The following is a 12,898-nucleotide window of genomic DNA, read 5'->3' on the forward strand; positions in this document are numbered from 1 at the left end:
GTCTGGCGCGCGCCTTACGTGGTGCGTGCCAGCTGGTACATGAGCTCGACGAAGCCCAGGCTCGCACGGGACATCCCGGCGACCTTGGGGTTGGTCGAATCGATCACGAAATATTCGTCCGGGGCATGTGCGCCGCTGCCATGGCCGATGCCGAACTGTGTCGCGGGAATGGACACCGGCGGCGCGGTAAACACGGCGCCCGGCCAGGATCCGGCGAGGCGCGGGAACAGGTTCGCCTTCACGCCCATCGCCGCATAGGCCTCTTTCTGCGCGCGGATCAGGCGGGCATTTTCGGCGACTTCGGTGGGATCGTAGCCTCCAGTCACCTTCATTTCGACATCGGGAAAACCATGGGCGTCGAGGTGCGCGCGCAGCTTGCGCTCGGCTTCGGCGCGGGTCTGGTTGGGGACAAGGCGCAGGTCCAGCTTGGCAGCTGCGCGTCCGGGCAGGATCGTCTTGCCGCCGGGCCCGGTGTAGCCCGCGACGAGCCCCTCGATATTGACCGTGGGCTGACTGGCCTGGCGGGCAATCGCGGCCTCGAAGGGCAGGTCGTCGATCCAGTGGGTGACCCCCATCATCGCCTTGACCTTGGCTTCGTCGGTGTTCGCCGCCGAGATGGCGATCAGCTCCTTCTCGCGCGCAGTAAGCGGGCGCACGTTCTCGAACCAGCCGTCGATGGCGGCGGTATTCCCATCGGGTGTCACCAGCGTCTGTAAAGCCTGGACGAGCCGCCAGACCGGCGAATCGACGCTGGCCTTGTTGCTCGAATGGATGTCGCCGACAGGGCCGCGCCCCCAGGCTTCGCCGCTGGCGATGAGCTCCAACTCGACCACGCCCTTGGCGCCGAGGTTGATCGAGACTTCGCCATCGGGCCCCTGCCAGCAGGCGGGAATGAAGATCCCGGCGCACTTCTTCAGCGCGGGAAGCACCTTGGGATGGGTGGCGAGTTGCTTGAAGTGGGGCGAGCCGATTTCCTCTTCGCCTTCCGCGACGAGGACGAGGTTCACAGGCGGCGTGATCCCGGCGCGGCGCATCGCGTGCAGCCCGGCGAGCAGCGTTGCCTGCGGGCCCTTCTGGTTGATCGCTCCGCGCCCGACCAGCGCCTGGCCCCAGCCGGGCTTGGTGATGATGTGCCCCTCAAGCGGCGGCGAGGACCACTCGGCCGGGTCGAACTGCTTCACATCGTACATGAAGTAGAGCCCCAGCGTCGTCTCGGCGCCGTTGTCCATGACCCCGAAGACGCCCGGAAATCCATCGGTCGGCACGACCTCGACGCGCTCGAACCCGGCCTCGCGGGCAAGGCGCGCCATCATCTGCGCGCCTTCGGGCATGTTGCGGTTCTCCGCTGCGATCGAGGGCAGGGCGATCCATTCGCGCAGCCGGGCAATGTCGGCCTCTCGGCCCGCATCAAGTTGGCGCAGGATCGCGCCTTGCGGTGTATCGGCGGCCAGCGCGCGCCCAGAAAGACCAAGTGTGCCGAGCGCGGGCAGCATCAGCGAAGCGCCGAGCAGGCGGCGGCGATCCAGCGACGGCATGGCGGAAGTCGTGGTGTTCATGGCGGTCCTCCCCTCCGGACATTTGCGCCGCAGGATGCGCAGATGGCGGCGGGCTTGCAAGCCGGTCCATGGACAGCGCGCCTTTTTGCGCTTGCCTCCTTGCATGGGAACTCCACTCTGGCAGGTGCGATTGCAACGAGCGGACGCGTCGACGTGCGCTCGAATGGAAGGGTTACTGATGAAAATTCCGATGGTTATGTCCGCTCTCGTGCTCGCGGGGCTGAGCGTTGCGGCCAGCGCGCAGGAGAGTGCTCCCACGGCCAAGGTCGAGACAGGGACTCTGGCGGGTGTCGCACAGGACGGGGTCCTGAGCTGGAAGGGTATTCCCTTCGCCGCCCCGCCGACGGGCGAACTGCGCTGGCGCGCGCCGCAGCCGGCCAAGGCCTGGTCGGGCGTGCGCGCGGCCAAGAGCTATGCCTCGGATTGTATGCAGAAGCCCTTTGGTGGCGATGCCGCACCGCTCGGCACGCCGCCTGCGGAGGATTGTCTCTACGCCAATGTCTGGCGCCCGGAGAAGGCGCAAGGCAAGCTGCCCGTCCTGGTGTGGATCTATGGCGGCGGCTTCATCAATGGCGGCGCCTCCCCGGCCACCTATTCGGGGGCGGAACTGGCGAAGAAGGGCGTCCTCGTCTTCAGCTTCAACTACCGCATCGGGCGCTTCGGCTTCTTCGCGCACCCCGCGCTCACCAAGGCCGATCCCGACCATGGCAAGCTCGTCAACTACGGCTACATGGACCAGATCGCCGCGCTCGAATGGGTGAAGCGCAACATCGCGGCCTTCGGCGGTGACCCGGACAACGTGACGATTGCGGGCGAAAGTGCGGGCGGCAACTCGGTCGACAACCTGCTGACGCTTCCCGCAGCCAAGGGCCTGTTCGACAAGGCAGTGGTCATGTCGGGAGGCAACGGGAAGGGCTTTACCAAGTCGAGCATGGAGACCGCGCACGAGGCAGGCCTGGCCTTTGCAAAGAAGAAGGGCATCACCGGCACGGGCCCCGCTGCGCTGGATAAACTGCGCGCGCTCTCGGGCGAGGAGGTGGTCGACGGCCTCAACCTCATGGCGCTCTTTGCGCCGCAGGAAGGCCCTGTCACGTACACCTTGCCCGTCGTCGACGGTGTCACGGCCGCGCCTCAGCGGACCCATTTCGAGAACGGCGACTTCGCGCATGTCCCGGTGATGATCGGCGCGACGGCCGCCGACATCGGCGGGGTCGAGGGGCAGATGGTCGCGGGCGCGCGCAAGCTGGCCAAGGTGATCGGCGAGCAGGGCGTACCCGTCTACGAGTACCGCTTCTCCTACGTGGCCGATTCGGTCGCCGTGCCCGGCGCCCAGCACGCGACCGACATCCCCTTCTTCTTCGATACGCAGAGGGCCAAGTATGGCGACGAGACAAGCGTGCGCGACAACGCGATGGGCGATGCGATGAGCAGCTATCTCGTCAACTTCGCCAAGACCGGCGCGCCGAGTACGGGCTGGGGACTTCCCGCCTGGAAGCCTTACGCCGAGGCAAACGGCCAGATCATGGACTTCGCGACTGATGGTAAGGTCCACTTCCGCGAGGACCCCTGGCAGGACAAGATCGACGCCGCGGACATGTGACGAATAGATAGAGAAAAGGGCCGGAAGGGAGATACCTTCCGGCTTTTTTTCAATATGTTTCAAGCGGGCTTTACGAAGCTGTCGAGGACCCGCTTGGAGCCGGACTTCTCGAACTCGATCTCCAGCTTGTTGCCTTCCTGCGACGCAACGGTGCCATAGCCGAACTTCTCGTGAAACACGCGCGTCCCAACTTCGATGTCGGTGCGCGGCTTGGAAGCGAAGCTCGCCGCGCTGCGGGTGCTCTCCTTGACCCGCTTGGGGGCGGTCTCGAACTCGCGCTGGGCGGCGCGCTGCCAGCCTGGCCCGCGCGTTACGGTACGGCCCGGCTGCGATCGGGCGACGTCGGCGAAGGGATCGGCGTGCTCGGACCACTGTGCGCGCCAGAGCGATGCGCCGCCTGACAGCGTGGTCTCGCTCTCGATCTGGTCCTCGGGCAGTTCGGCGATGAAGCGCGAGGGGATCGAACTGGTCCACTGGCCGTAGATGCGCCGGTTTGCCGCATGAAGAATGGTGCACTTGCGGCGCGCACGGGTGATCGCAACGTAGGCAAGGCGGCGCTCTTCCTCGAGACTGGCCAGCCCGCCTTCGTCCAGCGAGCGCTGCGAGGGGAACACGCCGTCTTCCCAGCCGGGCAGGAACACGTTGTCGAATTCCAGCCCCTTGGCCGCGTGCATGGTCATGATCGTGACCTTCTCCTCATCATCGCGCGCGTCATTGTCCATGACGAGGCTGACGTGTTCGAGGAAATCGCCGAGGCTGTCGTACTCTTCCATCGCGCGGGCGAGCTCGACGAGGTTCTCAAGGCGTCCGCTGGCCTCGGGGGTGCGTTCGGCCTGGAGCGCGTCGGTGTAGCCACTCTCGTCGAGGGCGGTGCGGATGAGGTCGGCGGGGCCTTCCTCCTTCGCCATGTCGCGCCAGCGCGCGAAATCGCGCATCAGCGAAAGCAGCGTGTTGCGCGCACGGGCGGGCAATTCGTCGGTGTCGCAGATTTCAAGCGCGGCCTTGGCGAGCGGGATGCCGCGGCGACGGGCCAGGAGGTGCAGCTTTTCCAGGGCCTTGGCCCCGAGCCCGCGCTTGGGCGTGTTGTAGATGCGCTCAAACGCGAGGTCGTCTGCGGGCTGGGCAATGACGCGCAGATAGGCGAGGGCATCGCGAATTTCCGCGCGTTCGTAGAATCGGAAGCCGCCGACGATGCGGTACTTCATCCCGATCGAGATGAAGCGGTCCTCGAATTCGCGGGTCTGGTACTGCGCGCGCACGAGGATCGCGATCTGGTCGAGCGGGGCGCCTTCGCGTTCGAGGCGCTCGATCTCGTCGCCCACCCGGCGCGCTTCCTCCGGCGCGTCCCAGACGCCGACGACGTGGAGCTTGTCGCCGCCGTGACGCTCGGTCCAGAGCGTCTTGCCGAGACGCTGCGTGTTCTCGTCGATGAGGCCCGAAGCGGCGGCCAGGATCTGCGGTGTGGAGCGGTAATTCTGTTCGAGCCGGATCACCTTGGCGCCCGGAAAGTCCTTTTCAAAGCGCAGGATATTGGCAACCTCGGCGCCGCGCCAGGAGTAGATCGACTGGTCGTCGTCACCCACCACGCAGATGTTGCGGCGGTGCTGGGCGATCAGGCGCAGCCACAGGTACTGAACCTGGTTGGTGTCCTGGTACTCGTCCACCATGACGTACTTGAAGCGCTGCTGGTACTGTTCGAGCACGTCGCGATGCTCGCGCAGGATGTTGAGCATGTGGAGCAGAAGATCGCCGAAGTCGCAGGCGTTCACCGCCTTCAGGCGCTCCTGGTACATATGGTAGAAATGCTGGCCCTTGCCCTCGGCGTAGGCCTCATTCTCGCGCGCGTCGAGATCGCGCGGGTTGAGGCCGCGGTTCTTCCAGCGGTCGATACACCCGGCCAGTTGCTTGGCGGGCCAGCGCTTCTCGTCGATCCCCTCGGCCTGGATCAGCTGTTTGAGGAGGCGCAGCTGGTCGTCGGTGTCGATGATCGTGTAGTTCGATTCCAGGCCCACCAGTTCAGCATGGCGGCGCAGCATCTTGGCCGCGATGGCGTGGAAGGTGCCGAGCCAGGGCATGCCTTCGACCGCCGGGCCGACGAGCTGGCCGACGCGTTCGCGCATTTCGCGCGCGGCCTTGTTGGTGAAGGTCACGCACAGGATCTCGCTCGGCCAGGCGAGGCGGCTCTGAACGAGATAGGCGAGGCGCCGGGTGAGGGCGGAGGTCTTGCCCGTGCCTGCACCGGCCAGCATCAGCACCGGCCCTTCGGTCGTCAGGACGGCGTCGCGCTGGGGTTCGTTCAGTCCGGCGATGAGGGGATTGGACGCGTCGGCGCCTGCAGGATGAGCGGGCGCGGCGGGCAGCGGGGAATGGCTCTCGGTCACCCGTGAACAACTAGGGAACGGATTAACCCGGTGCAAGGTCGCTTCGTCGCCGTCGTGGAACAATTCCACCGGCCAATGCGTCGAAATGGAGTGATCGGCCCCGGGATGTGCGCCGGTCCGCCAGCGTCGGAAGGCGGCTGCGGGATGCGCACAGGGGGCTTTAAGTAATGGGAGTAAGATTATGAAGAAAGGTCTTATTGCTTGTGCCGCTGCGGCTGCGGTCCTGCCCCTTTGCGCTCAGGCGCAGAGCGCATCGGCATCCCCCGAGGTTGTCGAGAAGGACGCGCGTGGTGTGGCCGCGAAGGTGCGGGTCGAGGGCAAGGTCTATGACGTGTGCCGCGGTGAGGCCACTGACGGCTGCATCAATCCGCGCGAGGCTGGCCTCAACTTCGGCAACCGCCCGCTCGACCACTATCCCGAGGACAAGGGGTTGGAGGCGCCCGCTTCCTGATCCCACTCAGGCAATTTTAGCAAAAAGGGCGCCGGTACTTCCGGCGCCCTTTTTCGTTTCAGGCAAGTGCGTTGCAGCCTATTCCTCAGACCTTGCGCAAGATGTGAAGGCGGGCCTTGCCAACATCGCGGGTCGCCTCGACCTCGAAACCGCGCACCGAGACGCTTTCATCCCGGGCGGTCTCGATCGAGACCCAGGTCGCCTCGTTGATCCAGCCCAGACGCGCCAGCTTGTCGGCTGCCACCGCGCCCGCACCGGTGTCGTAGGGCGGGTCGAGCAGGACGAGATCGAGAGCCTCTTTCGCCGTTCCGAGCGAGAGCGCGGAGACCGGGCGCACGTCGCTGCGGTCCTGGGCCTTGAGGTTGGCGATGTTGCGACGGATCGCGCGGATCGCGGCGGCGTCCTGGTCGACGAAGAGGCAGTGGGCGGCCCCGCGCGAAAGCGCTTCGAGGCCGAGGGCACCCGAACCTGCGAAAAGGTCGGCCACCTTGAGCCCCTCGAAGGTGCCAAGGCGGCTTGCCAGCATCGAGAACAGCGTCTCGCGCGTGCGGTCGGCGGTGGGGCGGGTGGTGTCGCCCTCAGGGGTGGCGAGCTTGCGCCCGCGCCATTCGCCCGCGACGATGCGCAGGCCGGTCCGGGTGGCCGGTCCCTTCATCTCGTGGTCTCCCTCAGCCCTTCGCGCGGTCGATATCGCGGCGGAAGCGGTCGAGCACTTTCGCGTCGATCTCGACGGCGGCGCCCTTGGGCAGCTCGTCCAGAGCAAAGGGGCCGTAGCCGATGCGGATGAGGCGGCTGACCTTGAGGCCGAAGTGTTCGAGGACGCGGCGCACTTCGCGGTTCTTGCCCTCGGTGAGCGTCATCTCGATCCAGCGGTTGCGTCCGGCTCCGCGCTCCATGTTGGCGTCGATCTTACCGTAACGCACGCCGTCGATCTCGACGCCCTCGATCAGACTTTCCAGCTGTTCCTGGGTGATATCGCCGAAAGCGCGGGCGCGGTAGGTGCGTGGCACGCCGGTCGAGGGCAGTTCCAGCGCACGCTTGAACTCGCCATCGTTGGTGAGCAGCAGCAGGCCTTCGGTGTTGAAGTCGAGACGTCCCACCGGCATCACGCGGCCCGCATCCTTGGGCAGGGCGTTGCGCAGCGCGGCGTAGATCGTCGGGCGACCGGCCGGGTCGCGCTCGGCGGTGATGAGCCCGGCGGGCTTGTGGAAGGCGAACAGGCGCGTGGCGTCCGCTTCCTTCACCGGGTTGCCATCGACGGTGACGCCCGCAAGCGAGGTCAGCACGGTCGAGGGGGTCTCGACCAGCTCGTCGTTCAGCTTCACGCGGCCTTCGGCAATCATGCGCTCGGCCTCGCGGCGGCTCGCAACCCCGGCACGGGCGAGGAGCTTGGCGATGCGGTCGCCCTCGCGTGCAGGCAGGTTCGGATCCTTGGGCGTGGGACCGGCAGGCCTCGGCTTGCCGAAGCTGCGCGGGCGCGACCCGGCGCCGCCCTTGCGTTCGTTGAAAGGGCCGTCGCGGCGGGGCTCGTCGGAGGAGCGGCCACCCGAACGGGGGCCACGCGAAGGACCGCGCGCAGGGCTACGGCCTTCGGAGCGGCGCGAATCGGATCCGCGCGAATCGGATCCGCGCGAATCGGATCCGCGCGAATCGGATCCGTACGAGGAACCGCCGGATTTGCGAGGTGGTTTGGACATCCGCTGCCCCATACCTGTTGATCGCGGCTTCATCCAGCCTTCCCTTCACGCTGCGCCTCGTTAAGTTGCGCGCATGATCATGACGAAAAGGATCGAATGTGACCGCGCAGACGACTAACCAACGACGCGGCCTATGGAATTCGGTCCGGCCCTACATGGAGAAGGAGTCCGTCGCGGCCTTCATGCTGGGGGTGTCCTCGGGCTATCCCTTTGCGCTCCTGGCGGCGACGCTGACGACGCGCCTCGCGCAGGACGGGATCGAGAAATCGACGATCACGACCTTCGCTCTGGCCTTCTTCGTCTACAACCTGAAGCCGCTCTGGGCCTGGGTGATCGACGGGGTTTCGCTGCCCGTGATCGGACGCCTGGGGCAGCGGGTCTCCTGGATGCTGGTCGTCGGCCTGCTCGTCATGGCCGCCAACCTCAACCTCGCGCTGGTCGACCCGAAGGCGGACATCGCCGCGACCGCGCTGGCCGCTGTCCTCATGGGGCTTGCGGGGGCGACCTTCGATATCGTGATCGACGCCTACCGTATCGAGACCTTGAAGCCCTACCAGCTGGGGACCGGCTCGGGGATGAGCCAGTATGGCTGGCGCATCGGTTCGGGTCTGGCCGCCTCGCTCGCGCTGGTCGTCGCGGCGCGTTCGGACTGGCACCTGGCCTATGCGGTCTGCGCGGTCTTCGCGCTGCCCGCGATGCTGACCGCGCTTGTCGTCGGCGAGCCCCAGCGCCACCAGGTCGTGCGCGACAAGAAGGGGATGGCCGAGATCTGGGCCTCGATTGCAGGGCCCTTCGCGGAGTTCTTCCAGCGCAAGGGCGCGTTCCTCGTCCTGGCCTTCATCCTCGTTCACAAGATTGGCGATACGCTGGCCAACCTGACTTTTCGCCTGCTGTTCGACGACCTTGGCTTCTCCAACGACGAGATCGCGCTCTACGACGTGGGGATCGGGTTCTGGGCGCTCATCATCGGCGTGTTCGTGGGCGGCGTGATCTACGCGCGCATGGGCCTCAAGCGCTCGGTGCTGATTGCGCTGGTGCTGATGGCGGTCTCCAACCTCAGCTTTGCTATGCTGGCCGCCGCGGGCCACTCGAACCTGGGCATGGCGCTCGCCATCGGGTTCGAGAACTTTGCGAGCGGCTATGGCGGTGTGGTCGTGGTGGCCTACTTCTCGGCGCTGTGCGACCTGCGCTTCACGGCGGCGCAATACGCGCTGATCTCGGCCGGGGCGAGCGTCGTCGGGCGTTTCCTTACCGGCACCACGGCGGGCGCACTGATCGAGGCGATGGGCTATGTGAACTTCTACTTGGCGACCACCGTCGCGGCCTTGCCGGGTATCGCGATCTTCGCGGTGATGATGGCGACCGGCCTTGTCGATGATGCCATGGGCACGGCAGGTGAAGTCGGCGAAGGCGACGCGCGCGAGTGAGCGCGCGGGCCTTCCCGGCCGCTCAGTCGGGAAGCTGGTGGTTCGCCGCCAGTACGGTGCCTGCAAGGTAGAGCGAGCCGCCGATAAGGACGACTTCGCCGTCCTTCACGTCGAGCCCTTCAAGAGCCGCACGCACGCCTTCAGCGCTCTTTGCCTCGGGGGCGAGGGCGTAGTCGAAATCGTCCGCTGCGTGCCATTCGTGGCCGGGAACCGGAACCACGGTCACACTGGCGAGCTGGGCGGCGAGCGGGCGGATGAGCGCGTGCGGGTCCTTGTTCGCGAGCATGCCGATGACGAGGTGCACGTACGGGCGCGGCTCGCGGAAGTGCTGGGCAAGCGCGTTGCCCGCATCGGGATTGTGACCGCCATCGAGCCAGCACGGGGTACCTTCCGGGAGCAGTGCAGTCAGAGGGCCTGGCTCGAGCCGTTGCAGGCGCGCGGGCCAACGCGCCCAGTCCATCGCGGCAGCCAGCGCGGCGTCGGGGATGGCAATCGCGTCCTGATGGCGCAGCATGGCAACGGCAAGGCCTGCATTGATCGTCTGGTGCGGCCCGGAGAGGCGCGGGCGCGGCAGGTGCAGCAGGCCCTTGTGGTCCTGATAGGAGAAGCCGTCGGGTTCAGGCGCGGTCGACCAGTCCGAGCCTGCGCGCACGATGTAAGTCCCGGCGCGCTCGGCCTGGGCCTCCACGGTCTCGTTCATGCCCGGGCCGTAGCTCAGCGTGACGAGCGCGGCGCCCGCCTTGGCGATGCCCGCCTTCTCGAAGGCAATGCGCGCGAACGGATCGTCCGGGGTGCCTTCGCTCGGTGAAAGCAGGAACTGCTCATGGTCGATGCCCAGCGCGGCGATGCCGCAGACGAGGGGATCGGGAATGACATTGGTGGCATCGAGCCGCCCGCCAAGGCCCACCTCGAAGATGCAGGCGTCCGCAGGGATGCGCGAGAACGCAAGAAAGGCGGCCGCTGTCGATATCTCGAAGAAGCTGGCGCCGATGCCGTGGGTCTCGGCCACGTCGAACACTTCGGCGAGCAATTCGGCGAGCAACTCGTCCGAAATCAGTGTGCCCGCAACGCGAATGCGCTCGTTGAAGCGCACCAGGTGCGGACTGGTGAAGACGTGGACGGTCTTGCCCGCCGCTTCCAGCGCGGCGCGCAGGAACGCGCAGGTCGACCCCTTGCCGTTGGTGCCTGCCACATGGAAGACCGGCGGCAGCGCGCGCTCGGGATGGCCGAGATGCGCGCACAGGTCCTTGATGACGTCGAGCCCGATGCGGCCCTGCGGGACCGACAGCGCGGCAAGACGGTCAAGCTGGGTCTGGACGGCCGGGGCTTCCGAGACCGCGAAGTCGTTGGGGCGGGACATGGCTCTTCGGGCGTGCCTTCGAGGCGCTCAGCGCGCGGAGTGGACAGCCTCGGCCAGCGCCGAGGTGAGTTCGCGCAAAGGTCCGGCGGCCTTGTCGCCGTGTTCCTTGACGAGATCGACGAAGGCCGAGCCCACGACGACACCGTCTGCGACCTTCGCGATGGCGCTCGCCTGTTCGGGCGTGCGCACGCCGAAGCCGACCGCGACGGGAATGTCGCTGGCGGCCTTGAGCCTCGCCACGGCGTCCTCGATCGAGGTCTGCGCCGCGGTCTGCGTGCCGGTGATCCCGGCAACCGAGACGTAGTAGAGGAAGCCCGAGGAGCCTTCGAGAACGGCGGGAAGCCGCGAAGCGTCGGTGGTGGGGGTGGCCAGGCGGATCAGCGAGATCCCCGCAGCGCGCAGCGCCGGGCCGAGCTCGGCGTCCTCTTCGGGCGGAATGTCGACGCAGATCACCCCGTCGACGCCGGCCTTGGCGCATTCGGCGGCAAACCAGTCAGCCCCACGCGCGATCATCGGGTTGGCATAGCCCATCAGCACCAGCGGCACGTCCGGGTGGCGCTGGCGAAAGCCGGTGGCGAGCTCGAAGATGTCCTTGGTCCGTGTGCCCTTGCCGAGCGCGCGGATATTGGCCTGCTGGATGGCGTCGCCATCGGCCATGGGATCGGTGAAGGGCATGCCCAGCTCGATCACGTCGGCGCCGCCCGCAACGAGCGCGTCGAGGTTGGCGGCGGTGTCCCCATCGCCGCCGGTGATGAAGGTGACGAGGGCCGGGCCCTTGGCGAAGGCGTTTTCGAAGCGGGTCATCAGGTAAACAGGCTCTTTCGGGTCATGCGAAGGATACCGGCAGTCAGGAATACGAAAATGCCGAGATAGCCCAGGCTGATGCCGATGTTCAGCCAGGTGCCCCGGAAGGCGAAGGCCCAGTAATAGCGCGAGGACGAGAGGTCGATCGAGCGGCGCTGGACCAGTTCGGCGAAGACGAAGATGGCGGGGAAGACCGCCATCCACAGGATCAGGGCGTCGACCAGGGGCCGCTGCCAGCCCTTGGTCACAGTTCGACGTCCAGCGCCTCGGCCACCGTGAAGATGTCCTTGTCGCCGCGGCCCGAGACATTGACGACAAGAAGCTGGTCCTCGTCCATCTCGGCCGTCAGCTGGGGCAGGGCAGCCAGCGCGTGGGCGCTTTCGAGCGCGGGGATGATCCCCTCGAGCGCGCAGCACAGCTGGAAGGCCTCGAGCGCCTCGCCATCGGTGATCGGCACGTAGTCGACCCGGCCCGATTCGTGCAGCCAGGAATGCTCGGGCCCAAGGCCGGGATAGTCGAGACCGGCCGAGATCGAGTGCGCCTCGGTGATCTGCCCGTCCTCGTCCTGGAGGAGGTAGGTCTTGTTGCCATGCAGGATGCCGGGCTTGCCGCCCGTCAGCGAAGCGGCGTGCTTGTCGGTGTCGACGCCGTGGCCACCTGCCTCGATGCCGGTCATCTTGACGTCCGGATCATCGAGGAACGGGTGGAACAGGCCGATCGCGTTCGAGCCTCCGCCCACGGCCGCCACGAGACGGTCGGGCAGGCGCCCTTCCTTCTCCAGCATCTGTTCGCGCGTTTCCTTGCCGATGATCGACTGGAAGTCGCGTACGAGCTCGGGATAGGGGTGCGGGCCCGCCGCAGTGCCGATGATGTAGAAGGTGTCGTGCACGTTTGCGACCCAGTGGCGCAGCGCATCGTTCATCGCGTCCTTGAGCGTCATCGCGCCGCTCGTCACGGGGACGACTTCGGCGCCCAGCAGCTTCATGCGGAACACGTTGGGCTTCTGGCGTTCGACGTCGGTCGCGCCCATGAAGATCGTGCAGGGCAGGCCGAAACGTGCGGCCACGGTCGCGGTCGCGACGCCGTGCTGGCCCGCGCCGGTCTCGGCAATGATCCTGGTCTTGCCCATGCGCATCGCGAGCAGGATCTGGCCGATGCAGTTGTTGATCTTGTGCGCGCCGGTGTGGTTCAGCTCCTCGCGCTTGAAGTAGATCTTGGGGCCCTTTCCGGCGGGCGCCTTCTCGCGCCAGTGCTCGGTCATGCGCGGCGCGTAGTAGAGCGGGCTGGGACGGCCGACGAAGTCCTTCATCAGCGAATCGAATTCCGACCAGAACGCGGGATCGTCCTGCGCCTTGCGGTACTCCTTCTCGAGATCGAGGATGAGCGGCATGAGCGTTTCGGCGACGTAGCGACCGCCGAACTGGCCGAAGTGGCCGGAGGCATCGGGCAGGGCGCGCCACGAGTTCACCTGGTCGGCTGCCAGAGGGCTCGCGGGGCGGTTCACAGGCGTTTGGTCAGTCATAGTGAGCGCGGATTGGCAGAGCCGCGCAGGCCTGTCCAGCGGGATCGCGCGCTGGGGAGGACAGCTGTGTTTTCAATTGCAAGGAGTGCAATTGCCAGCA

Annotated in this window: 11 protein-coding genes; 3 read left to right on the forward strand and 8 right to left on the reverse strand. The window is 66.7% G+C overall.

Going from position 1 to position 12,898, the window contains the following annotated elements:
* Positions 1-14: 14 nt before the first annotated feature.
* Complete coding sequence (locus MTR65_RS02360) at positions 15-1,556, reverse strand: M20/M25/M40 family metallo-hydrolase (RefSeq protein ID WP_243796750.1); 1,542 nt, start codon at positions 1,554-1,556, stop codon at positions 15-17.
* 178 nt (positions 1,557-1,734) lie between these two features.
* On the opposite strand from MTR65_RS02360, the gene MTR65_RS02365 reads away from it, so the two are divergent.
* On the forward strand, positions 1,735-3,156 hold the full coding sequence (locus tag MTR65_RS02365) for a carboxylesterase/lipase family protein (RefSeq protein WP_243796752.1): 1,422 nt from the start codon (positions 1,735-1,737) through the stop codon (positions 3,154-3,156).
* Between the two features lie 59 nt (positions 3,157-3,215).
* Here the strand turns inward: MTR65_RS02365 and MTR65_RS02370 are convergent, their stop codons facing one another.
* Positions 3,216-5,516 (reverse strand): ATP-dependent helicase, encoded by a 2,301-nt coding sequence (locus MTR65_RS02370; RefSeq protein ID WP_243797509.1) that lies wholly within the window; start codon positions 5,514-5,516, stop codon positions 3,216-3,218.
* A gap of 202 nt (positions 5,517-5,718) precedes the next feature.
* Here MTR65_RS02370 and MTR65_RS02375 point away from each other — a divergent pair, with 202 nt between their 5' ends.
* On the forward strand, positions 5,719-5,988 hold the full coding sequence (locus MTR65_RS02375) for a hypothetical protein (protein ID WP_243796754.1): 270 nt from the start codon (positions 5,719-5,721) through the stop codon (positions 5,986-5,988).
* Positions 5,989-6,073: 85 nt separating this feature from the next.
* Here MTR65_RS02375 and rsmD read toward each other — a convergent pair whose 3' ends face one another.
* Positions 6,074-6,643, reverse strand: coding sequence for a 16S rRNA (guanine(966)-N(2))-methyltransferase RsmD (rsmD, locus tag MTR65_RS02380; protein WP_243796757.1), 570 nt, complete (start codon positions 6,641-6,643; stop codon positions 6,074-6,076).
* Positions 6,644-6,656: 13 nt separating this feature from the next.
* Positions 6,657-7,685: a pseudouridine synthase gene (locus MTR65_RS02385; RefSeq protein WP_419145027.1), complete on the reverse strand. Its 1,029-nt coding sequence runs from the start codon at positions 7,683-7,685 to the stop codon at positions 6,657-6,659.
* A gap of 155 nt (positions 7,686-7,840) precedes the next feature.
* On the opposite strand from MTR65_RS02385, the gene MTR65_RS02390 reads away from it, so the two are divergent.
* Positions 7,841-9,112 (forward strand): AmpG family muropeptide MFS transporter, encoded by a 1,272-nt coding sequence (locus MTR65_RS02390; protein WP_243796759.1) that lies wholly within the window; start codon positions 7,841-7,843, stop codon positions 9,110-9,112.
* Positions 9,113-9,134: 22 nt separating this feature from the next.
* On the opposite strand, the gene MTR65_RS02395 is transcribed toward MTR65_RS02390, so the two are convergent.
* From MTR65_RS02395 to trpB, 4 genes are read right to left on the reverse strand one after another with little or no spacing between them, the layout of a single operon-like run.
* Positions 9,135-10,472, reverse strand: coding sequence for a bifunctional folylpolyglutamate synthase/dihydrofolate synthase (locus tag MTR65_RS02395; protein ID WP_243796761.1), 1,338 nt, complete (start codon positions 10,470-10,472; stop codon positions 9,135-9,137).
* Positions 10,473-10,499: 27 nt separating this feature from the next.
* On the reverse strand, positions 10,500-11,276 hold the full coding sequence (gene trpA, locus MTR65_RS02400; RefSeq protein WP_243796762.1) for a tryptophan synthase subunit alpha: 777 nt from the start codon (positions 11,274-11,276) through the stop codon (positions 10,500-10,502).
* A complete protein-coding gene (locus MTR65_RS02405) occupies positions 11,276-11,524 on the reverse strand; it encodes a hypothetical protein (protein WP_039394344.1) in 249 nt (82 codons plus the stop codon). Before MTR65_RS02405 ends, trpA begins: the two co-directional genes overlap by 1 nt.
* A complete protein-coding gene (gene trpB, locus MTR65_RS02410; protein ID WP_243796763.1) occupies positions 11,521-12,798 on the reverse strand; it encodes a tryptophan synthase subunit beta in 1,278 nt (425 codons plus the stop codon). Before trpB ends, MTR65_RS02405 begins: the two co-directional genes overlap by 4 nt.
* Positions 12,799-12,898 lie beyond the last annotated feature (100 nt).

The organism is Novosphingobium mangrovi (genome assembly GCF_022818885.1).
GTDB classification, from domain to species: domain Bacteria; phylum Pseudomonadota; class Alphaproteobacteria; order Sphingomonadales; family Sphingomonadaceae; genus Novosphingobium; species Novosphingobium mangrovi.